This is a genomic window from Magnetococcales bacterium (assembly GCA_015228815.1).
GTDB lineage: Bacteria > Pseudomonadota > Magnetococcia > Magnetococcales > UBA8363 > UBA8363.
This window is the reverse complement of record JADGCV010000004.1, coordinates 40,008-63,189: the sequence shown is the minus strand read 5'-3', so window position 1 is coordinate 63,189 and position 23,182 is coordinate 40,008. Positions and strand designations below refer to the sequence as shown.

The window sequence follows — 23,182 nt, the reverse complement described above, 5'->3', positions numbered from 1 at the left end:
ACGGTGGCAGCCTTGATTCTTCCGGGAGGGGGGGTACTGACACCGTTCCAGGGGCAACGTCTGTTGGCACGGATCGGTGGCGGGTGTCGCTTGGTTCATTCCCGCCATCTGTTCCTTGCCGATCTGACCGCACCCCTCGACACGGACGAAAAGGAGCGGTTGCATGCCTTGCTGGAGGTTTCCGATGGCGGGACGCCGGAAGGATTCTTTCGCGAGGGGGATTTTCTGATTGTGCCGCGCCGCGGGACCATTTCCCCCTGGTCTACAAAAGCCACGGAAATCGTCAACAACATTGGATTGGAAAAGGTCCGTCGCATCGAACGTGGGATCCGCTATCGCCTGGAAGGGGATGGAGCGGGCTGGAGGCCCGAGGCCCATGTCCCGGGGGTGCTGCATGACCGCATGACCCAGGAGGTCTTCACGAGCCTGGAGGAGCTTCGGTCCCTGTTCGCCCTCCCTTCGCCCCGTCCGTTGTCCCGGGTGGGGATCATGAAGGGGGGCGTGGCGGCCTTGATCGAGGCCGATCGGCAACTGGGGCTGGCCCTGTCCCGCGAGGAGATGGACTATCTGGTGACCGCATTCACTCATCTGGGCCGCGACCCTTCCGATGCGGAACTCATGATGTTCGCCCAGGCCAACTCGGAACACTGCCGTCACAAGATATTTAACGCCTCCTGGTGCATCGACGGCACCCTTCGCGGCGAGACGCTCTTCGGGATGATCCGGAACACCGAGGCGGTTTCGCCTCGGGGAACCTTGAGCGCCTACAAGGACAATGCCGCCATCATGGAAGGGGGACCGGGGATGGCCTTCTTCCCCGATGCCGCAACCCGTTCCTACGGATTCCATGCCGAGGAAATCGACATTCTCATGAAGGTCGAGACCCACAATCATCCCACCGCCATTTCCCCGTTTTCCGGCGCCGCCACCGGTTCCGGCGGGGAACTCCGCGATGAGGGGGCTACCGGCATCGGCGGTCTGCCCAAGGGGGGACTGACCGGATTTTGTGTCTCCAATCTGCTTCTTCCGGAGGCGCGGCAACCCTGGGAGATCGACAGCGGTCGTCCGGAGCGGATCGCTTCCGCGTTGGACATCATGCTCGACGGCCCATTGGGTGCCGCTGCCTTCAACAATGAATTTGGCCGCCCCGCCCTGGGTGGATATTTCCGAACCTTCGAACTACCCTTCGCCGGTGAGATCCGCGGATATCATAAACCCATCATGATCGCCGGCGGACTCGGCACGGTCTTTCGCCGACATGGGGAGAAAAAGGCGATTCCTCCAGGGTCCCTGATTCTTCAGCTCGGTGGCCCCGCCATGCTCATCGGCCTGGGTGGGGGGGCTGCGTCCTCCCAGACGAGCGGTACGGGGCGGGCCGATCTTGATTTTGCCTCGGTGCAGCGGGAAAATCCCGAAATGCAGCGGCGCTGCCAGGAAGTCATCAATCAGTGCCGCCAGTTGGGTGTACTCAATCCCATCCTCTCCATTCACGATGTCGGGGCGGGAGGTCTGTCCAATGCCGTGGCTGAAATCATCCATGGCGCCGATCGGGGTGGACGACTGGAATTGACCCGGATTCCCAACGACGATCCCGGCATGTCTCCCATGGAAATCTGGTGCAACGAGGCCCAGGAACGTTATGTCCTGGCCATCGCCGCGACCGATCATGACCGGTTTCTGGACATCTGTCGCAGGGAACGCTGCCCGTGCGCCCTTCTCGGTCACATGACCCAGGAAAAAAATCTTGTCCTTGAAGATGCGCGCGGCGGGCCACCACCCATCGATGTGCCCATGGAACTTCTTTTCGGCAAGCCGCCCCGCATGCATCGGGATGTGTCCCGTCGCGTCCCGGATGTGGCCGTTTTTCGTCCGCGATTGACCCTTGCCGAAGCGATCGAACGGGTGTTGCGTCTTCCGGCGGTCGCCGACAAGGGGTTTTTGATCACCATCGGCGATCGTTCCGTGACCGGTCTGGTCTGTCGCGATCAGATGGTGTCGCCCTGGCAGGTTCCGGTCGCCGATGTCGCGGTGCTGGCCCGGGGGCATGAAGGGGTGGTGGGAGAGGCGATGGCGATGGGGGAACGACCGGTGGTCGCTCTGGTCGATGCCGCGGCCTCGGCCCGCCTCGCCGTGGCCGAGGCGATCACCAATCTGGCGGCGGCGTCCATCGATTCCCTCGACCGGGTCAAGCTGTCGGCAAACTGGATGGCGGCGGCAGGTCATCCGGGGGAAGATGCCCATCTGTTCGACGCGGTGGCGGCCATCGGCCTTGAACTCTGCCCCGGTCTGGGGGTTGGCATTCCGGTCGGCAAGGATTCCCTGTCGTTGAAAACGGTGTGGCGCGACCAGGGGGTGGAACGGTCGGTGACCGCTCCCGTCTCACTGGTGGTTTCGGCCTTCGCCCCCGTGACCGATGTCCGGCGGACCCGGACGCCACAGTTGCACTCCCTGGATCGCGATACCGATCTGATTCTCGTCGATCTGGGACGGGGCCGGAACCGGCTGGGGGGCTCCGCTCTGGCCCAGGTCCATGGCGAGGTCGGCGCCGTTCCTGCCGATCTGGATCACCCGGAAGACCTGAAACGCTTTTTCGATGCGATTCAAACCCTCGATCGGGAAGGACTTCTCCTGGCCTATCACGATATTGGCGATGGCGGACTCTTCGTCACCCTCCTGGAAATGGCTTTCGCCGGTCATTGCGGTTGGCGGATCGACCTTCATCCCCTGAAGGACGATCCCAGGGCGGTCCTGTTCAACGAGGAACCGGGGGCGGTGTTGCAGTCTTTCAGGGAGGATCGGGAACGGGTGTTGAATCGGTTGGCGGGGGTGGGACAGGTGACCGTTCTCGGCGCGCCTCATCCAGGAGATGAAATCAACATCCTTGATGATGGACGGGAATTATATGCCGCGACCCGAACCGCGTTGCACCGGATCTGGTCCGAAACGAGTTGGCGCATGCGCCGGTTGCGTGATAATCCCGCCTGTGCCGATGAGGAATACGAAGGGTTGCTCGATACCGACAATCCCGGAATGACCGTCCAATGGACGTTTGATCCCAGGAGCACTGCCCGTTGTGGGACGAGACGATTTTTTCGTCCCCGGGTCGCCATTCTCCGGGAACAAGGGGTCAATGGGCATGTCGAAATGGCTGCGGCCTTTCACCGCGCCGGGTTCGACGCGGTCGATTGCACCATGACCGACCTTCTGGCCGATCCCACATCCCTGGCCAGTTTTTCGGGCCTTGCCGCTTGTGGCGGCTTTTCTTATGGGGATGTCTTGGGGGCAGGGTCGGGATGGGCGCGTACCATTCTGTTTCATCCGCGCCTGCGGGCTGCGTTTTCCCGGTTTTTTCAGGATCCGGGAACGTTTACCCTCGGGGTGTGCAATGGTTGCCAGATGTTGAGCCATCTGGCCGAACTCATTCCCGGAGCCGAACATTGGCCCCGGTTCAACCATAATCAGAGCGCCCGGTTCGAATCCCGTTTCGTCTCCCTGATGATTCCCCGGAATCGTTCGATCCTTTTTGCCGGAATGGAAGGTTCGGTATTGCCGATTCCGGTCGCGCACGGCGAAGGACGGGCTGTTTTCCGACCTTCCCTGGGGGCCGGGGAATGCCTGGAACAGGAACTTGTGGTGGCTCGCTATGCCGATGGGCGTGGGCTTCCTACCGAACGTTATCCCAATAATCCAAACGGCTCACCTTTGGGAATCGCGGGGGTGACCAGCCGTGATGGCCGGGCAACCATCCTGATGCCGCATCCGGAACGGGTGGTGCGTCGTGTGACCAACAGTTGGAGTCCGTCATCCTGGGGAGAGGATGGTCCGTGGTTGCGTTTGTTCGTCAATGCCGCCGACTGGCTTGCCGGACGGCAGGGGTGAAAACGGTATATGTGATTTTTCCACATTGGGATCAAGGGAGCCTTTTATCCACGGGCGATCCGCAAGTTCGAAAGGAGTCTGGTTGGTTTTATCCTGGAATTTCGTCACGCCCGGATATACCGTGGGTACATGTCGGTATTCATGATGGAGTCTCTTGCAGCATGCCGCAACGTCGGTTGATCAGCTTCGACTGGGCCCTGAAACGCCTGCTACGCAGCAAGGCCAACTTTGGAATCCTCGAAGGATTCCTGAGCGTGCTGTTTGGCGAAGAGGTCCGCATTGTGGAAATCCTGGAAAGCGAAAGCAACCAAGAAAACGAGTTCGACAAACACAATAAAGTGGATCTGAAAGCCAGGAACGCAAGGGACGAGCTGGTTCTCATCGAAATCCAGTATGAACGTGAACATGATTATTTGCAGCGTCTCTTGTACGGAACCTCCAAGGCGGTTACCGAGCATGTTCAGCAGGGCGAACCTTATGCAAGAGTTCTAAAGGTCATTTCCGTCAGCATTCTGTATTTTGATTTGGGGTCTGGCCAGGATTATGTCTATCATGGAGCCACCTTGTTTCGGGGACTGCATATCCACGACGAACTGTGTCTCAGCGAAGGCCAGAAAAAATTGTTTCGCCGCGATTCGATTTCCGGACTCTTCCCGGAGTATTACTTGCTCAAGGTGAATCGCTTCAACGACGTGGCGCGGGACACTCTGGACGAGTGGGTCTATTTTCTCAAGAACGGGGAAATTCCAGACAATTTTACTGCCCAGGGGCTTGACAAAGCCAAGGAGCAATTGGACATCCTGAAGCTTACCCAAGCCGAGCGGCAGGCTTATGAGCGGTACCAGGAAGATCTCCACTACCAGGCCAGCATGGTGGAATCCACCTATGGCCTCGGCAAGTTGGAAGGAATCGAGATCGGCGAGATGAAAGGCAAGGCCGATATGCTGCTTGACCAGATCGCAGAACGGTTTGGTTCCATCCCGGATTGGGCCCGTTCCAAACTTTCCGCAGCCGATCTGGACACTCTGAAGAGATGGAGCAAGAGAATCTTCGGCGCGGAAAAAATCGAGCATATTTTCCAGTAGCCAGACCAGGAATCCCATCCGGACGCGGATTTTCCCATGGATTGATTCCACCGGTTCCGTAATGGTTGCGGTTGAATGACATTGAAAGAAAAAAGGGGGCGAGGGTTGCCTCGTGTCTTTTTTTTTAGTGTTTTTGGTATCGACTCGTTAATTATCATTAATTCGCTCCATTGGGAGTCGGGAAGCGGCGGAGGTGACCGTGGCGCGCAACGATGAAACGGAACACGACGATTCCTCGGAAGAAGGGGCGCTGGCTCCATCCGATCGCGGGCGGGCGCGTCGAAAAAAGGTGCTCGTGATCGTCCTGATGATCATCGTCGTGGAAGTGGCTTCCTTTGCCCTGTATAAAGTGTTTTTCGGTACGAAGAGCGATCCGGTGGCGGAACGTCAATTGGCCGAGCAGGTCCGGGAGCGGGAACAACAGGCGCGTAAAACGGTGCTGCGCGGACAGTGGATTGCCCGGAATATTCCTGATCTTCCCCCGGTTTCCGTCAAGACGATGGCCGTTGCCGCCCAGGGAAATGGAAAGAGGAGTCTGGGGCGGGAGCAGGAAACGGAGATGGATGAGGATTCCGGGAAGCCGGAATCGGAACGGTCCGGATCCTCTTCCGAGGAGGACTCGATCGAACGGACGACCGATGGCGACATCATTTTTTCGACGGGTGAAACCCGGTGGCTGGGTCCCAGGGGGGAAGGGGAGGGGGATGGGGTGGTTGTCATCGACCGGTTGCGCGTCGGGGTCGATCTGTTCGGCAACAGGGTGATTCGCGGACGGGTTGCCAATCAAGGCCATCAAAGTCTGGCGCATGTCGAAGTGACGGTCGAGTTTACCGAGCCCGGCGGGACGATCCTTCAATCCAGAAGGGTCAATCCCCTGGTCATTTCGGGAGGCCTGTTCGGCGATCGCGTGCAGACCTTGAAACCGGGGGGGAGTCGCATCTTCCAGGTGGATGCCACCGATTTGCCGACCTCCTGGAGCGGATCGGTGGCAACCCGGGTCGAAATACATCATTTTGTCCCATGATCGCCCCTTCGATCATTCTGGCCTCCACTTCGGTATACCGTCGCCAGTTGCTTGAGCGGTTCGGGCTTCCCTTCGAGGTGATCGGCCCCAAGGTGTCGGAGGCGCCGCTGCCGGGAGAGGATCCGCGCTCTCTGGTGCGCCGACTGGCCGAGGCAAAGGCGCGGTCGGTGGCTCTGGATCATCCCGGGGCACTCGTGATCGGCTCGGACCAGGTGGCTGTTTTGGATGGAGAAATCATCGGCAAACCGGGCACGATGGGGCGGGCGATCGGTCAGTTGCGCGCCTTTTCGCGACGGACGGTGGACTTTCCGACCGGAATTTGCTGTTTGCGTCGGGACGCGGAGTGCCAGGTCGATGTCGTCATGACCCGTGTCCATTTTCGCACGCTGGATGAGGATCGAATCACCCGCTATGTCGAACGCGACACCCCTTTGGATTGCGCCGGATCGTTCAAGTCGGAAGGGTTGGGCATCACACTGTTCGAAAGGATCGAGGGGGACGATCCCACTGCCCTCATGGGGCTGCCTCTGATTCGTCTGGGGCGCATGTTGGAACAGGCGGGGGTGTCCCTGTATTGACCTGACTGGCTGGTTCAGGGCATCCTTCTCCAAACAATCCCTCTTCCCGACGAGGCATGGCCCCATCGATGATCCAGACATTCCTTGACCGGTATGATCGAAGCGTGTCATTGGGATGGAAGGCCGTCCTGGTGACGATGCTCATGGGATCCCTTTTGTGGTTTGTCATTGATTTTCATCATCTCAAACGCAGCGAGTCGGTGTTTCGCGATGTGCTTGTCAGGGAGTTGCGGCATCGATCGACCGCCCATTGGCAGGCATTGGCGGAGCGGATTCATTCCCAGAGACGGATCGCACGGTTGTTGGTCCAACGGCAATCCTTTCTGGAGCATGTCTCCCTCGAATGGAATGGGTTGGTGGAAGATGCGTCCGCACCATGGCCGGTGCGTCATCGGAAAATTCCCCCCTGGTTGCCGAAGAAGGGGATTTTGCGGGATCTGATCGATGCCCCCTTTCTTTTTTTGTACGATGTCCATGGACGACTGCGAGAATCCTATGCGGCGGCGGAGCGGCCATTGCCCGGAGGGTTCGTGGCGGAATTTTCCGAGGGGTTGGATCGGGTCGAGAGCGATGACGCCATCCGCATGGTCGATGGCGCGGCCTATCTTCTGACCCGGGTCAAAGGGGTCGATTCTGTTGAAAGGGGTCGTGGCGCCCTGGTATTGGTGACCCCCTTGGACAATCATTTTCTTGTCTCGATACTGCAAGCCTCCGACTCCGATGCCATTCTGGCGCTGCTGAGCCGGGACGGGTACGACATTGCCGCCACGTCGCGGCCCGACAAGGTTGCGGTCGGCGCTTCGGTGGATGCGTTGCGGCAGCGTTACCTGATCCAGTCACGGCCCCTGCTCGATGATGGAATAACCTCCGATCATCTGCTTCAGGTAGCGACCTTGATGTCCCTTTCGGAGGTTTCGGAATCTCAGCGACGGGTGGAACAGGCCGACCGCGGTTTCCGGACGGTCGGTTTTGGCATTCTGGCGCTGCTGTTCATCATGATGATTCATTGGCTTGGAAGAAGAATTCGTTCGCTCTCGCTGGCGGCGCGGTCGTTTTCAAAACAATATTTGGGTTCGGAGTTGCCGCTTTCCCCGGGAGGGGATCAACTGGCGGCGTTGGAAAAACAATTCGCGGCAATGATGGCCTCGATCATCGAGATACAGAACCATTTGGAAGAACGGGAAAGAGAATTGACCGTGGCCAACAAGTCCCTGTGGGAATCGCTGGTGATGGTCAAACGGACCCAGGCAAAATTGTTGGAAACGGAAAAAATGGCCTATCTGGGAGGATTGGTGGCCGGCGTGGCCCATGAAATCAACACGCCGGTCGGAATCGGCATCACGGCGGCCTCGTTCCTCGAAAAAAAATGCCATGACGTTCAGAATCTGATGGAAAAGGGAGGCTTGAGAAAAACCGATCTGGTGGCGTTCATCGCCGATGCGGTGGAATCTTCGGAAATGGTCCTGAACAACCTGATGCGGGCCGCCGAATTGATTCGCAGCTTCAAGCAGGTTGCCGTGGACCAGAGCAGCGAGGAAAAAAGACGGTTCAAGGTCGGCCAATACATTCAGCAGATTCTCAGAAGCCTTCAACCCCGCCTCAAGAAAACCCGGATCACTATTTTCACTGAATGTCCCGATGATCTCGAATATAATGGCTTTCCTGGCGTCGTTTCCCAGATTGTCACCAACCTTGTGGAAAATTCGCTCCAGCACGGTTTCGATCCCGAGGCCGTGGGGGAAATTCGTTTGCAGGTCGAACGGGCAGGCGACAACATCCGCATGACCTACACCGATTCGGGACGGGGAATGACGGAAGAGGTCAAGGAGCATATATTCGAACCTTTTTTCACGACTGCCCGCAACAGGGGGGGGAGCGGTCTGGGGTTGCACATTGTCTTCAATCTTGTGACCCAGACCTTGGGGGGAAGCATCCATTGCGAGAGCAGCCCAGGCAAGGGGGTGCTCTTTTCCCTTATTTTCCCGGGTTCGACGGAGGAGTTCCATGGATAGTACACTGTTTGGGAATTCCGATTCGGATGTGCCGCTGTTTTTTGCCGAAGAGCCTTCGGGAACATCGGCGCGGCGGACACGAGGGACCTGGAAAATCGTCGTTGTCGATGATGATCGGGGGGTGCATGAGATTACCTCGATGATCCTGCGCCGGTTCCAGTTCGAGGAGCGGGGCATCGAACTGATTTCAGGATATTCCGGGGCCGAGGCCCGGTCCCTGATGCGCCAACATCCCGATACGGCGGTTTTGTTGCTGGATGTGGTCATGGAACGCGAGGATGCGGGGCTTGATGTCGTCCGTTACGTGCGCGAGGACCTCGACAACAGGAAGGTCCGCATCATCCTGCGCACCGGACAGCCGGGACAGGCCCCGGAAGTGGATGTGATCTCCAACTACGACATCAATGACTATCGGGAAAAGACGGAACTGACCCAGGAAAAATTGTTGACCGCCATCATTACCTCGCTGCGTTCGTTTCGCGATCTGGATTCGGTCGAACGCAGGCGGATGGGATGGGCTCGGGTGGCAGAGGCGACCGGGGGGTTGTTCGGTCCCCGTTCCGAAAAAAAACTGTTGCTGGAGGTATTGAAGCGTCTGCACGAAATTCTTGGCGTTGATGGCATGGGTGGCGAGGGACCATGTTCGGGATTTGCCGCCCGGGAGGAGGAGGGGGTATGGCGGATCCATGGCGGTACGGGGATTTATGAATCCATGGAGGGGTGCGATCTTTCCGATGGGGCGGCCAATCCGGTGGTGATGGTGATCCAGGCGGCCATCGCGTCGGGGCGGGGCCATTTCGAGGGGGATCGGTATGCCGTTCCCTTTCCAGGATACAATCAGGAGAAAAATATCCTTTTTTTCCAGGCGAACAGGGATTTTACCGATCTTGACGGCAATCTGCTGCATATTTTCATGTCCAATGTGGGGATGGCCTTTCAGAACATGCATCTGCACCACGAAGTGATCGAAACCCAACGCGACATTACCGCAACTTTGGGCGAACTGATCGAGGCCCGGTCCAGCGAATTCGGCAGTCATGTCCAGAGGGTGGCGGAGAGTTCCCGATTGTTGGGACAGGGAATCGGTCTGCCGGAGGAGGAGATCGAGGCGTTGTGGCTGGCGGCGGCGCTGCACGATCTGGGAAAGGTGGTGTTGGAGGATCGGTTGTTGCGGAAAACAGGGCCACTGGAGCCGGAGGAACTTGCACGGATTCGCCGCCATGCCACCCTTGGCTTTGAAATTCTCAAGGGGAGCAGGCGGAAGCTGATGCGTCTCGGGGCGACGGTTGCCCATCAACATCATGAACGGTGGGATGGCCGGGGTTATCCCCAGGGACTGCGGGGCGAGGAGATTCATCTTTATGCCCGGATTGTCGCGCTGGTGGATGTTTTCGATGCCATGATCCATGATCGCGTCTACAGAAAAGGGTGTTCAAGGGATGAAGCGGTTTCCTTCATCGGAAAATCGCGGGGGACATTGTTCGATCCGGCCCTGGTCGAGGTCTTTCTGAAAAATCTTCCCGATTTCCTGGATATTCAGGACCGGATTCCCGACAAAGGGGTCTTCCATCTGTCATTGGACATCATGGGTCGGGCGACGGCGGAGGGAACCTGGCGGGAGGTGCGGACCGGTGTCCGACCAACCGATGTCTTGTTATCGCAACTTAAATAAATAAACATGGATCTTTATGAATGCCACGAAAGGTGAACGGTTCAAGGATCGGGAATCGATGGGGTTTGTCGAGGCCGAATGGTTGGAATCGACGCTCAGGGATCCGGATCTGTGCATCGTCCAGTTGGATGGGGAAAAATATTATCATCAGTTTCACATTCCCGGGGCGGTTCAGTTGTCGTATGGGAAACTGGTGACCAAGCGCGACGATGTTCCAGGAATGTTGGCCGATCCGGCTGAATTGGCCAGGGAATTCGGTCGCATGGGGATTGGTGTCCGGACTCCGGTCGTGGCCTACGATTTGACGGGAGGATTGGATGCGGCCCGATTGTTGTGGACTCTGGCGACGGCAGGGCATACGGGGTTCAAGGGGGTATTGGATGGCGGGCTTGCCGATTGGTATTCCCGGGACCGTCCGATGGAATCGGGGACGGTCCGGGTGCGGGAAACCAGTTTTGATTGGCGGCTGGAAAGGCGATGGCTGGCGGAAAGCGAGGAGGTACTGGCCGTTTCCGAGGGGCGGCGGGATGGATTGCTTGTGGATACCCGGTCGGCCAAGGAATATCAGGGGCTGACGATCCGTTCGCCGCGCGGGCATATTCGTGGTGCGGTCCTTTATGAATGGACCGACAGCCTTCGTGGGCCAAGGGATTTTCTGTTGAAGGATCGGGGGGAGATCGAGCGGCAGTTGGCCCGGATTGGCGTTACCGACCGGGAAAAGGAATTGATCGTGTATTGCGAGACGGCTCATCGGGCTGCGCATACCTGGTTGTTGCTGACGTACCTGGGCTATGAAAAAGTGCGTCTCTATGATGGCTCGATCGCCCAATGGCGGGTGTTGGGTTTGCCGGTGACGGTGGATTGAGGCGGGTGTTTCTTTGGGTTTTAAAATTCTCATTGAGGAACCGGCATGTTCGATACCCTTTCGGATCGTTTGGATCATGTCTTCAAGACCCTGAAGGGGCAGGGGGCGTTGAATGAGAAAAACATGGAAGATGCCCTGCGCGAAGTGCGTCGGGCCTTGCTGGAGGCGGATGTTCACCTGACGGTCGTCAAGGAATTCATCAATCAGGTCCGGACGGAGGCGACGGGCCAGAAGGTGATCAACGCGCTGACTCCGGGACAGCAGGTCATCAAGGTGGTCCATGATGCCCTGGTGGCGATCATGGGGACACGCAATGAACAACTCGATCTGGCGGCACAACCGCCGGTGGTGGTGATGATGGTGGGCCTGCAAGGGTCAGGGAAGACGACCACCACGGGCAAACTGGCCAAACGCATGCTGGAGCGGCATCAAAAACGGTCTTTGCTGGCCTCGCTTGACGTGTACCGTCCGGCGGCGATGGATCAATTGGCGACGGTGGGGCGGGGGGCAGGGGTGGATGTGGTTCCCGGGCGGCGCGATGCCGATCCTCGGGAGTTGGCGCGGCAGGCCCTGGAGGCGGCGCAACGGGGTGGATATGACCTGTTGTTTTTGGATACGGCGGGTCGTCTGCACATCGATGACGACCTGATGACGGAACTGGAGGAAATTCGCAATCTGGTCAATCCCCTGGAAATCCTTCTGGTGGCGGATGCGATGACGGGGCAGGATGCGGTGGGGGTGGCCCGGGGGTTCGACGAACGGTTGAACATAACCGGGGTGATCCTTTCCAAGACCGACGGCGATGCGCGGGGTGGGGCGGCCCTTTCGATTCGACATGTCACGGGCAAGCCGATCAAGTTTCTCGGGACGGGCGAAACCTTGGCGGGTCTCGAACCTTTTCATCCCGACAGGATCGCCTCGCGCATTCTGGGAATGGGGGATGTGGTCAGTCTGGTCGAGACGGCCATGGAAAAGGTGGATCTGCTGGAAACGGCCAAATTGCAGGAGAAAATTCTTTCTTCATCATTCACGCTGGAAGATTTTCTGGTCCAGTTGCAACAGATCAAGAAAATGGGACCTTTGGGCGATCTGATGGCCATGATTCCGGGCCTCAAGCAGGCGATGAAGGGAAAGGAGGTCTCCGGGGGCGAGGGTGAGCTGAAACGAATCGAGGCGATCATCCTGTCGATGACCCGCCAGGAGCGGAGGAAACATCAGATGCTCAATGCCTCGCGCAAACGTCGGATCGCCATGGGTTCCGGAACGAGTGTGCAGGAGATCAACCGTTTGCTCAAGCAGTTTGTCGAAATGCAGAAAATGATGAAAATGTTTGGCAAGATGGGCGGCAAGGGGGGGCTGGGACGGCTCGGGTTGCCCAAGGGGATGAATCTGGGGGCACTGGGGGGGATGAAATTTCCGGGGATGGGGCCGAAGAGATAAACTTGACATCGAGGTACTTCCGCAACATAATTCGTGGTTTTTGTATCCTGACATGCGTGGAATCGATGTGTTCCAGGCGGGTGTTTCAAGGTTTGAAGGTCGATGAATCGTGACGGCAACCACGGTTTCCATGGCGGAACCGGTATTATCGAGAGGATGATTGATCACATGGCGGTTCGTATACGGATGCAGCGCCGGGGTTCCAAGAAGAAGCCCTTTTACGCGGTGGTGGCGGCCGATTCCCGTATGCCGAGGGATGGCCGGTTCCTGGAAAAATTGGGAACCTACGATCCCCGTCTGGAATCGGATGGGCTCAAGCTGGACATGGAACGGGTCAACCATTGGCTCGGTGCGGGTGCGCAACCTTCGGACCCCATTGCCAAATTGCTGAAAGGCAAGGAAGCGGCCTCCTGACGCCGGTCCAGGGGGATGATGCGGATCGGCATTGTCACCCTGTTCCCGGAGATGTTTGCCGGGGTGCTCGGCCATTCCATTCTTGGACGGGCGATCGTGAACCGGCATCTGGAAATCTCCCTGGTCGCCTTGCGTGATTTTGCCCGGGATCGGCATCGGACGGTGGATGACGCCCCCTTCGGCGGTGGCCCGGGGATGGTGATCAAGGCGGATGTCCTGGAGCGGGCGCTCTGCTCCATGGAGGGGTGGGACGCGGCGCATGTCGTCTGTCTTTCGCCCCAGGGGGGGCGGTTTTGCCAGGCCGATGCAATACGCCTGAGCGGGGTGAATCATCTGATCCTTCTGTGTGGCCATTATGAAGGGATCGATGAACGTTTTGTCACGCGGTATGTCGATGAAGAGGTGTCCCTGGGAGATTTCGTCCTGACAGGGGGCGAAATCGCGGCGATGGCGGTGGTGGATGCGGTGGCACGTCTGGTCCCCGGGGTCCTTGGTGATGCGGAAAGTTTTCGCAACGATTCATTTTTTACGGGAATGCTGGATCACCCCCATTATACCCGACCGGCGGCATGGCATGTGGCAGGCGGGGATGAGGTTGTCCGGGTTCCGGAGGTGCTGCTTTCGGGTAATCATGGTGCCATCGAGGGGTGGCGCCGGCGGCAGGCGTGGTTGCGAACCTGGTTGCGGCGGCCCGATTTGTTGACGGAGGCCCGGTTGACCCGGGAGGAACGACGTCTGCTGCTGGCCCTGAAGGAAGATATGGACCGTGCCAGCCCGGAAGACGAGACGACCTGAAAGGTAATGGAAAAAATATTGAAAGAAAAAAGGGGTCTGGAGGATTGCCCCCAGGGTTTTGCTTTTGACTTTATATCCGTAGTGATGCGGACGGGATCAACGACCGGTAGTGGCGGGATGGGAAATCATGAATGAATTGTTGAAGTTTGAGCAGGCCCAGACCAGAAACAGCGCGCCCCCTTTTCGTGCGGGGGATACCTTGCGGGTGCATGTGAAGGTTGCCGAAGGGGGTCGGGAACGGATTCAAATCTTTGAAGGGGTGTGTATCGGGCGCCACAACGCCGGATTCAGTTCGACCTTCACGGTACGCAAGGTCTCCTTTGGCGAGGGGGTGGAACGGGTGTTTCCACTCCATTCGCCCAGGCTTGCCAAGATTGAGAAGGTTCGTCAGGGCGACGTGCGCCGTGCCAAGTTGTATTATCTGCGCGATCGTACCGGAAAGGCGACCCGTATTCGCGAAAAGCGTGACTGGTAGTCCTCCGCGTACACGTCCCGACCTTTCGATCGAGAAGGGACTCTGGGCGGATGGATTGATTCATGTGTGCGGCCTGGATGAGGCGGGCCGGGGACCATTGGCGGGTCCGGTCGTGGCGGCGGCGGTGATTTTGCCGCACACGCTTTCACTGGAATCGGATCTGCCGGGTCTGGACGACTCCAAGCGGCTCACCGCGAAAGAGCGGCAGGGGTTGGAGCTGAAAATAAATCATGTCGCCCTGGCCGTCGGGGTCGGAGCGGCGGATGTCACGGAAATCGACTGCCTCAACATTCGTCGTGCGAGCCTGCTCGCCATGAAACGGGCAGTCCTTGCCCTCTCCGTGGTCCCCGCGTTCTTGCTGATCGATGGCCGTGATCTGTTGGAAGAGGTTTCCATTTCGTCCCAGGCAGTGACGGGGGGGGATCGGAGATCCGCCAGCATTGCCGCCGCTTCGGTGGTGGCCAAGGAAGCCCGCGACCGCATCATGCGTTCCCTGGCGCGGAACCATCCCGGTTACGGCTGGGAACATAATATGGGTTATCCGACCCGGGAACATCGTCACGCCCTGCACCATCTGGGGATCACCCCCCACCATCGCCGCACCTTCGCCCCGGTGGCGCAGTGCCTTCGCCAACAGGAATGAACGTTCCTGGATGCCAGGTGTCCATAGTGGACGTTATGGTGTTTTGTGGGGTAGAATCTTCCGAAAAAGAAGGAGGAGCGGTCGTGGAAAACACGGGAGATGAACCATGAGTGCCGCCATTCCATTCGATACGCTGGCCTTTGTGAAGGAACAGGTGAAAAGCCGTCTGGATGGTCTGGCCACCAGGCAAGAGTTGGGTATCAAAATCGAGGAACTGGATGTCCGTCTGGCTGCCGTGGAAGCCAACCTCAAGAGGGATCTCAAAGAACTTGAGCTTCGCATGGTGATCAAAACGGGTGCCATGATCATTGGGGGAATTGGCCTTCTGTTCGGACTGATGCGAGCATGGCCAATTCCCGTGCAATACGTACCGCCCGCCTCTGCCGCTCAGGAGGTGCGCCTGCCTGCCACGCTACCCGCACCCTCCGTGGTCTCTCCATCCTCCCGTTGAAGAGATGAAGGTAATCAGTCGATCAATTCGTCCGGCTGATAGTTGCGATGCGCCGGGGTTCCGAGAAGGTTCCAATAATCCATTGGTGAACGACCGCCGCCGGGACGTTTGATGGCCAGATTGTCGGTGGAGAAGAGGGTTCCCCTGGTGATGGCCGTGGCGGCGACAAGGCTTTTCCGGGCCACTCGGGCATTGTCCCGTTCACTGGCGCGGGGATGCTTTGCGCCATCGCCGAGGGCCTTTTCGATGTCGCGAATTCCTTTGACCAGGGCGGTCAATTCGTCGGGTTCGATGGAGGCGCGATGATCGGGGCCTTCCAGGGTCCGGTCCAGGGTGAAATGTTTTTCGATGACGGTCGCTCCCAGGGCCGCAGCGGCCAGGGCGATGGTGATCCCCTGTGTATGGTCCGAATAGCCGACTTCGAGTCCAAACTGTTTTTTCATCGTCGCCATCGCCAGAAGATTGACCTCTTCCATGGGGGTGGGATAGGCAGTGGTACAATGCAGCAGGATTGCCTTGCCCGTCAGATGATCATGGTTCGTCGGACGGAAAAACGAAAAGGAAAGGGTCAACGGATCCTCTCCGGAGACTCCTTTGGCAATCACCCTCAGGGCCATTTCGATTTCCTCGGTGTTGGCCATCCCCGTGGAAAGAATCATCGGAATTCTCATCTTCGCCGCCTCGAACAACAGAGGACCGTTGGTCAACTCTCCCGAAGGAATCTTGATCCGGCGGACCAAGCCATTTTCCACCAGAAAACGCAGACTGGGCGGGTCGAAGGGGGTGGATAGAAATTCAATGTTCTGGTCACGGCATCGTTGGGCCAGAATGAAATGGTCCCGTTCACTCAGTTCCAATTTTTTCAACATGTCCAGTTGCGAACCCGGACCGGTCGTCCGTTCCTGATAGGCTGCCTTGCGTCCTGCCGCGGTCACCAGATGTTCTGCCTTGAACGTCTGGAACTTGACCGCATCGGCGCCGGAGAGGGCGGCGCTGTCCACCATGGCGATCGCCCGGTGAAGATCGCCATTGTGATTGACGCCCGCCTCAGCAATGATGAATATTTTTTTCATGGTCCGGTTTCCATGGATGATTGTAAAATTTTTTTATCAGAAGATGGTCCAGGGGATATGATTTCAATATGTTCATGATTCGTTCCGCCGCATGTCCATCGCCAAAGGGGTGGGTTGTCCGGGGGAGCGATGCCTGGAACCGTGGCGAGATGGCCTGATCGATGGTGTCGGCGATGGCATGGCGTTCCTCGATGCAGTCCAGAACGCTGGAGGCCCGCAGCCGTCCTTGTTGTCGCATGCCAATATTGACGGTGGCAACCTTCAGGGCCGGGGCTTCGAGGATGCCGCTGGAGGAGTTGCCAACGACGGCTGCGCAATGGTTCATGGCGGAAAGGTAACGTCTTTGGCCAAGGGATGGGATGAGTATGGCCCGTTGCGGATTGTCGCGGCAATAGTCGCGGATCGCCGTGGCGAGGGCCGCGTGTCCCGGATCGGCGTTGACCCCGGTAAAAAGAAGGGTATGCCGTGGAAACAAGTCCAGTGCCGCCAATAATTCCTCGATGGCGGTGGCAGCCGTGGTCCGGTTGCATGCCGGCGGGGAGGTCAGGGTTACCGGATGAAAGGTTACGAGGAAAAAACGCTCCCCCAGGGAAAAGTCGATCGATTCCTCCAGTTCGGCTTTGCTCATCCAAGCGTTCGCGGCGATCGCGTCCAGTCCCAGGGCGCCGACATTCCATACCCGCGATGGCTCTTCTCCCATCTGGATGACGCGGGCACGATAGGGTTCGGCAGCGGTGAAATGAAGATGCGACAGTTTGGTGACGGCGTGACGGATCGCTTCATCCATGGCCCCCTCGCTCGCCTCGCCACCATGGATGTGGGCGATGGGAATGTTCATGACCATGGCCGCCTGGGCGGCGCATAATATTTCGTACCGGTCTCCCAGAAGGATGACGAGTTTCGGTCGAGTGCGTTCCAGGGCCGCCGCGAGCCGTGGCAGTCCTGTCCCCATGGAACGGGCGACCGCCATCGGGGAATCGTCGTCCAGGAGCATTTCCACCTGTTCTTGAACCGAAAATCCATCTTCCAGGATTGCCTGTACCGTCAGACCGAAGCGTGGATCAAGGTGCATGCCCGTGACAATGACCTGAAGATGGATTGCCGGGTCATCGCGCAACCGGGTCATCAGGGGACGGAGGAGACCATATTCGGCGCGTGATCCGGTGATGATGGCGATGGTTCGTCGGGTGTCGGGTTCCATGGACGTGTTTCAGAAAAACCATTGATTCAGGGAGTGCCCAGGATTCTTCATTTTATTTTTTGCCCATCGGGAATCATGTTGTGGCCTGTCGATTTTTCATGAGGAGTTCGCACAAGTTGAAATCAATCTCGGTGTCGATGTCGATGGCATCCCGTGGTTCCATGAGGTAGGCAACCGTTTTTTCATCGACAAAGCGTTTTCCTTCAAGCAACCAGGGAATCCGACACGCATAGATCGCCCCGTTGAGAACGTAGGCTTTCGGAAGGTCTTGACGGCCTCCGGAGGGGGGACGATTCTCCAGGACGGGACGCAGGGTGCCATCCTCGTTGAGCCGGTACATCCAGTCGGGAGGTTTGGCGGCGGGAGAAACGGAGGTGCAACTGTCATGGCTGCCACGGAGCAGAAGGTCCAGCGCTCGCTCGATGTCGGTCGTCTGTCGCAGCGGTGAGGTCGGCTGCAACCAGACCAGAATGTGATAGGTTTCTCCCAAGGTTTCCAGGGCATGAAGGGCGACATCGATGGCCTTTGCCTGATCGTCCGCCAGTGCCGCGGGTCGTATGAACGGAACGTCGCACCCATGATCGCGGGCAATGGCGATGATTTCCGGATCATCGCTGGACAGAATCGACCGGTCGATGGCACGACACCCATGGGCCGCCTCGATGGTCCAGACCAAAAGGGGTTTTCCGGCCAGGTTCCGGATATTCTTCATCGGAACCCCCTTGGAACCACCGCGGGCAGGAATGATGGCCAGTACCCGTGAATCCTTCGACATGGAGCACGTCTCTTGGGAACGAATTGAAGCGCCAACAATAAGGTTGGGCCATGGATTGGATGAACGTGGAAGATGCAGGTAATGGACCAGAAATGTCGTCTGTTTGACGAAACTGAAGGGGATCGAGACGGCGATCACCCATCAATGGTTTGGCAACCGTCGGTCCCATTCGATCCCATGATGGGAAGTTTCGTTATAGTTCCACGGTCGAAAGATACGTTTCAAGACGCTTCCGGGCAAGATCCCGAGCCATTTTCAGACGGTTCACCGCGCCGACCTTTTCTTCCATGGCGCTTTCCATCGCATCCATTTTCGACATCATGCGGTTGTGGAAAGCGGTCCCGGAAGGGATTGCCCCCAGGTTGTTCCGAATCCGATTCTGTTCCTCGCCATCGGCGCGAAGTTCTCGGGTCAGATCATCAAGTTTGCGATCAAGTTCCTCCACGTCTCCTTGGAGGCGGGAGGCGTGTTCCAGGGTCTGTTTCAACGGCTCGGAAAAGCCTTCCTCGGAAGCATAAGAGAAGATGACCGAGGAAAGATTGTTGACCAGATGAATCTCCTGCGTCCGAATCATTTCCTCTACTACCGGAATTTTCATTTCCGCCAACGGGGCCAGTTCCATGCGAAAACGATAGAAGTCCGAGGTCATTTCGCAGGGATGATCCGGTTTGACAAGATTCCATCGATGGGTGCGCGGGTGTTCGATCAGGAGGACCCGGGATTCACGGGCGTTGTTCTTGAATAAATATTCATGACGGGAAAGGTTGCGTCGTGTCAGTTTCAGGATTCCCTTGGCGATCCGTCCGGAGGTCAGACGACCGGAGGTGGAACGCGGTGCGACCAGTACCTGGATCTCATGATCGAGGGCATAAGTCAACAATCCCTTTTGTCCCGGGGAAAGATCGTCGAGCAGGGCGTCGCCGGCATACCGTTCCCCTTCAAACAGGGTGACCGGACCTGCCGGAAGATGTCGTGGGCTGACGTTTTCCAGGAGAAGACCACGAAATGGACGGGTGGCATGGTGGCGGGCATTGAAAAGGCTGATTCGTTCCATGGGGATGGAATGGGAAAAAAAGGGGATCATGGCCCCGCGACGGCGCGGAAGGTTGACCTTCTCAACCTCGAAGCGGACCGAAACGTTTTCCCGGACATCGCTCAATGAGGCCAGAAGCGTTTCCTTTCCGGAAAAAGTGCCCGTTTCATCGGTGTTCGATGCGAGGACCGCTTCACGAGGTGGTTGCGCGGTTGCGCCGAGTGCCTCCGGTGCGGGCGCGGCATTGGCCATACGGTTGACGGTTTTTTCCTGGACCGATGAAAAGGAGATTCCAGATTCATGACGGACTGGCGCCAGTTCGTCATCTTCCCGTGGGTGTACCCGTGGACGATTGGCGTATCGCGGGGAATACAACTCCTGAATGAAGGAAATGGGACGACCACTGACCAGGGACAGACGAATGTCCGACCAGTCGTTGTCGGTCTGGTTTTCCACAATGGCCCATCCCTGGAGGGATGCCTGGGACGAGGGGGCCGATGCCACGGAAAGTTGGAGACGATACCCGCTTTTCCAAAGGGAGGTCTCGACGATATAGCCGACTTCGACCCGACGTTTTCCCGATCCGGGAAAGGAGAGTTGCAGATTTTTCCGTTCATGCCCCCCCGCCTGTTCCATGGCGTCGAGTGCCTTGGACAGATCGCCAAGTGTTTCTCCACGGATCAGGCGTATTTCTTCCAGATCACGAACCGCGATGGCCTTGACGCCATCATGGGTGGCAAGATTGAGAAACCAATCGATCGTTGCCTCGTTTTCCTTTCCTGTCAGACCCACGGGGCGTTGTTCCATTCCCAGGATTCGACCCTGGATTTCCTTGCCCTGATGAACGGTCCGGATCGGTGTTCCACGAAGTTGTATCAGGATTTCCGCCAGGGAAGGGTGGCCGGAAAGATCGACCAGAAATCCTTTGAGCAGTCGATCCAGCGGTTGCTGTGACGGAAACACGACAAATCCGGTTGGCTCGTTGTCCGGTGTTTCAAGGACCAGGGATTTCAGGACATCGTTGATTTCTTCCTCCTTGAAGGGAAGAGAGACCGTGACTGGACCCTCGATGTCGCCGGCATGGCGAAAATAACCGACGCCGCTGGAGTAGAGAGATACCTCAACGACCGGCAGCTCCGCCTGTGTCTGTTTTTCTTCCGCCGGACTGGCGCTCAAGGGCAACAGAACGGCCAATACCGGGAACAGGAGACCGACAGCCCTTTTCCATGGGGCTCCCGGTGGCGACAAGAAAAGCGAATCATCCGGCAGTTTCGGTTTCATGGGATCGTTTCCGTCGGGTGAAAGGTGTGTTCAGGCGACATGATTCCGCCTCCATGATTATTTCGCGTGGATCAGGGGGTGTCGTCAAGGAATTCCCGATGGTTGGGCATGCGGGTCAGCCATTCACGGAGGTGTCCCGGTGGGGGGGCGGTGACATCGATGGCGGGGCGGTTGGGATGGAGTGGAACAATGATTTGTCGTGCGTGCAGGTGCAAGGGGATTCCCGAATCCCTCCCATAACGAAAATCTCCAATGATGGAACAACCAAGATACGCACAATGCACCCTCAGTTGATGGGTCCGGCCCGTGATGGGCATCAGTTCCAGCCAGGATACCCGATCCACCCGATCCAACAGTCGGTATCGGGTGATGGCGGGCTGTCCTCCCGGATCGACCACCATGGTTGGACCGGTACGTGATTTTTCAACCTCGCGCAGCGGTTCATCGATGATTCCCTGATCGTTTGGCGGCTTTCCGTGAACCATGGCCCAATACCGTTTTTCGATCCGATGTTCGGAGAACAACCGGTTCAAGCGACGTGTCGCCTTGGGGTGCCGCCCCAGTATCAGGCAGCCACTGGTGCCCCGGTCCAGGCGATGGACCAACGCGGGGGACCGGGGAAGGCCAAACCGAAGGGTGGTCAACAATGGTTCCAGGTTTTTTCCTCCCGCACCCGCGCCGTAAACGACCCACCCCCCCGGTTTGTCGATGATGAGCATCAAACCGTCACGATACAACAGTCGTTCCAACAGATTCATGGGCAACCTTCCTGCCATGGTCCATCGCCGCAAACGATCATGAATCCTTCCGTCCCTTGGTCCATACACCCCGGACGGTTTTGCCGTTGGTCAACAGTTCTTTTCCTTTGCCATGACGTTGTCCGTCCTGCCATTCCCCTTCGAAACGGTGTCCATTGGCATATTGGTAACTTCCACGGCCATGCTTGAGATCCAGGGACCAACCTCCGAAATAATAGGCCCCATGGGCGTACAGGTACAGCCCTTGTCCTTCCTTGAGGCTATTGTTCCACGAACCGATGTAGACATCGCCATTGTCGAAAAGCCAGGTTCCCTTGCCGAGGACGCAGTCGCCATCGAGACATCCCGACCGATCTTTCGATCGTTCGACGTTCCGTGCCTGGTCGAGATACCACTTCTCCGTGTTTCTTTCCATGGCCGGCGATTCCTTGACCGCATCCACCGGCGCTCGGATCGCGCTTTGGTCCGAGGAGGCGAGTCGCGCCAGAAACCGGGCATTGGTCGTCTCCAGAGCCTTGATCCGGTTCAACAGGAGTTCCTTTTCCTCCCGCCATTCCTTTTCCTTGGCGGTCATTTGTGAAGCGAGCTCTTTTTTCGAATGGATCAGGTTGTTGATGATCATTCCTGTCCCGGCCTCCTTCTTCTTCAGGGTTTCCAGGATGCTGTCGGTCTGGGTCAGTCGATGCTTGAACTCTTCGGAGGCGTGTGTCGCCTCGATCAGTTTCTTCTGGGAGTCGGTTCGTCCCTGGAGAATCTGGTCCATTTTTCTGTTTTGCATCTGGTACGTGATTCCGAAGGTGATGCCGGCGGCAAGCGCCATATTGACCACAACCCAGAGGGTACCGATGCCACTGGACCTGGATGATGGTTTGCCTCCCCGTTCCGTGCGTCTGGAATCTTCCCAGACTGTCGCGGTGGGACGATTGGAGCGTAACGAAATCGCGGCCATGATCGGTGCTCCTCCACGTTTTTCAGTTCATGTTGCCTGGTGTTTCCTCGAATGTCCGTGGGGGGTTCCGAATCGGATAAACCCACCAGATTCTTGAGGCTTATTATGCACCATGAAGCGAAAAGATTCAGAATTCATTGGTCACGCTTCTTTTTTCAGTGTCGCAAAGAATCACAAGAATGCGTGTGATGGTGATTCGATGGGGATTTGTTGCGAAGGTTATGTTCCGTTGCAATTATTTTCAAATTGTTTGGCGTGGTCGAGAAATACACGCACGGGCCTATGGTTCGGATGTCGCGGCATCTCATTGCCGTTTTCTCTATCCGGTCAAATCTTGGACGCGATTGGCGTCAATGTTGATAAATTCCCGTGGACTGGAAGAACGAAATCCAGGACAATTCTCTGGCTGCTCGGATCTGGACAGGGAATGAGGGGAGAATCGGTTGGAAACAAAAGATGAAAAGCGTCCAAACGATGAGTTTGATACCCCATGGAAGGAAATCCTGAGGTTGTATTTCAAGGATTTTCTGGCCTTCTTCCTGCCACGAGCACACGATGGTATCGATTGGGAGCGAGGGTTCGAATTTCTGGACAAGGAATTGGCCCGGATTACACGTGAGGCGGTAATTGGTGATCGGCGCGTGGATGAGCTGGTCAAAGTATGGCAACTGCGATTGTGACGTTGGCACATCAACATGCCAAGAGAACCAAACACCGGACGGAGGATCGCTACCAGGCAAAGTGGAGGCTGATCCGGGATCTGTATCAAAGTGGTTTTG

The 23,182-nt window shown here is 57.5% G+C and carries 20 protein-coding genes; 14 read left to right on the top strand and 6 right to left on the bottom strand.

The window, feature by feature from the left end; translation table 11 throughout:
* Positions 1–12: 12 nt before the first annotated feature.
* The 13 genes from purL (at position 13) to HQL76_02620 (ending at position 15,333) form a co-directional block, all read left to right on the top strand.
* On the top strand, positions 13–3,879 hold the full coding sequence (gene purL / locus HQL76_02680; protein ID MBF0108069.1) for a phosphoribosylformylglycinamidine synthase: 3,867 nt from the start codon (positions 13–15) through the stop codon (positions 3,877–3,879).
* Between the two features lie 161 nt (positions 3,880–4,040).
* Entirely contained in the window at positions 4,041–4,964 is a 924-nt protein-coding gene (locus tag HQL76_02675) for a PD-(D/E)XK nuclease family transposase (protein ID MBF0108068.1), read from the top strand.
* Positions 4,965–5,163: 199 nt separating this feature from the next.
* Positions 5,164–5,988 carry a hypothetical protein gene (locus HQL76_02670; GenBank protein ID MBF0108067.1) on the top strand — a complete coding sequence of 275 codons (825 nt, stop codon included), beginning with the start codon at positions 5,164–5,166 and terminating at the stop codon, positions 5,986–5,988.
* Positions 5,985–6,566, top strand: coding sequence for a septum formation inhibitor Maf (gene maf / locus HQL76_02665; protein ID MBF0108066.1), 582 nt, complete (start codon positions 5,985–5,987; stop codon positions 6,564–6,566). Before HQL76_02670 ends, maf begins: the two co-directional genes overlap by 4 nt.
* Positions 6,567–6,634: 68 nt before the next feature.
* Complete coding sequence (locus HQL76_02660; GenBank protein MBF0108065.1) at positions 6,635–8,578, top strand: HAMP domain-containing histidine kinase; 1,944 nt, start codon at positions 6,635–6,637, stop codon at positions 8,576–8,578.
* Positions 8,571–10,250: a DUF3369 domain-containing protein gene (locus HQL76_02655; protein ID MBF0108064.1), complete on the top strand. Its 1,680-nt coding sequence runs from the start codon at positions 8,571–8,573 to the stop codon at positions 10,248–10,250. The genes HQL76_02660 and HQL76_02655 overlap by 8 nt, the downstream gene beginning before the upstream one ends.
* 16 nt (positions 10,251–10,266) lie before the next feature.
* Positions 10,267–11,115, top strand: coding sequence for a sulfurtransferase (locus HQL76_02650; GenBank protein MBF0108063.1), 849 nt, complete (start codon positions 10,267–10,269; stop codon positions 11,113–11,115).
* A gap of 45 nt (positions 11,116–11,160) precedes the next feature.
* On the top strand, positions 11,161–12,555 hold the full coding sequence (ffh, locus tag HQL76_02645) for a signal recognition particle protein (protein MBF0108062.1): 1,395 nt from the start codon (positions 11,161–11,163) through the stop codon (positions 12,553–12,555).
* 168 nt (positions 12,556–12,723) lie between these two features.
* Positions 12,724–12,969, top strand: a complete 246-nt coding sequence (gene rpsP / locus HQL76_02640) for a 30S ribosomal protein S16 (protein ID MBF0108061.1) — start codon at positions 12,724–12,726, stop codon at positions 12,967–12,969.
* Between the two features lie 18 nt (positions 12,970–12,987).
* On the top strand, positions 12,988–13,764 hold the full coding sequence (gene trmD / locus HQL76_02635) for a tRNA (guanosine(37)-N1)-methyltransferase TrmD (GenBank protein MBF0108060.1): 777 nt from the start codon (positions 12,988–12,990) through the stop codon (positions 13,762–13,764).
* Between the two features lie 127 nt (positions 13,765–13,891).
* Positions 13,892–14,239, top strand: coding sequence for a 50S ribosomal protein L19 (gene rplS / locus HQL76_02630; protein MBF0108059.1), 348 nt, complete (start codon positions 13,892–13,894; stop codon positions 14,237–14,239).
* Positions 14,229–14,882: a ribonuclease HII gene (locus tag HQL76_02625; protein MBF0108058.1), complete on the top strand. Its 654-nt coding sequence runs from the start codon at positions 14,229–14,231 to the stop codon at positions 14,880–14,882. The genes rplS and HQL76_02625 overlap by 11 nt, the downstream gene beginning before the upstream one ends.
* Before the next feature lie 106 nt (positions 14,883–14,988).
* The gene (locus HQL76_02620) at positions 14,989–15,333 is read left to right on the top strand and encodes a hypothetical protein (protein MBF0108057.1); all 345 of its coding nucleotides are present in this window, start codon (positions 14,989–14,991) and stop codon (positions 15,331–15,333) included.
* 14 nt (positions 15,334–15,347) lie between these two features.
* Here HQL76_02620 and neuB read toward each other — a convergent pair whose 3' ends face one another.
* From neuB to HQL76_02590, 6 genes are all read right to left on the bottom strand, one after another.
* Positions 15,348–16,406 (bottom strand): N-acetylneuraminate synthase, encoded by a 1,059-nt coding sequence (neuB, locus tag HQL76_02615; protein MBF0108056.1) that lies wholly within the window; start codon positions 16,404–16,406, stop codon positions 15,348–15,350.
* Positions 16,381–17,607 carry a UDP-N-acetylglucosamine 2-epimerase (hydrolyzing) gene (gene neuC, locus HQL76_02610; protein ID MBF0108055.1) on the bottom strand — a complete coding sequence of 409 codons (1,227 nt, stop codon included), beginning with the start codon at positions 17,605–17,607 and terminating at the stop codon, positions 16,381–16,383. The genes neuB and neuC overlap by 26 nt, the downstream gene beginning before the upstream one ends.
* 73 nt (positions 17,608–17,680) lie before the next feature.
* On the bottom strand, positions 17,681–18,382 hold the full coding sequence (locus HQL76_02605) for an acylneuraminate cytidylyltransferase family protein (GenBank protein MBF0108054.1): 702 nt from the start codon (positions 18,380–18,382) through the stop codon (positions 17,681–17,683).
* A gap of 193 nt (positions 18,383–18,575) precedes the next feature.
* On the bottom strand, positions 18,576–20,696 hold the full coding sequence (locus tag HQL76_02600) for a hypothetical protein (GenBank protein ID MBF0108053.1): 2,121 nt from the start codon (positions 20,694–20,696) through the stop codon (positions 18,576–18,578).
* Positions 20,697–20,767: 71 nt separating this feature from the next.
* On the bottom strand, positions 20,768–21,472 hold the full coding sequence (locus tag HQL76_02595; GenBank protein MBF0108052.1) for an RNA pseudouridine synthase: 705 nt from the start codon (positions 21,470–21,472) through the stop codon (positions 20,768–20,770).
* A 19-nt stretch (positions 21,473–21,491) separates the two neighbouring features.
* Positions 21,492–22,403, bottom strand: a complete 912-nt coding sequence (locus HQL76_02590) for a hypothetical protein (GenBank protein MBF0108051.1) — start codon at positions 22,401–22,403, stop codon at positions 21,492–21,494.
* A 443-nt stretch (positions 22,404–22,846) separates the two neighbouring features.
* On the opposite strand from HQL76_02590, the gene HQL76_02585 reads away from it, so the two are divergent.
* A complete protein-coding gene (locus HQL76_02585; protein MBF0108050.1) occupies positions 22,847–23,083 on the top strand; it encodes a hypothetical protein in 237 nt (78 codons plus the stop codon).
* Positions 23,084–23,182: the final 99 nt, after the last annotated feature.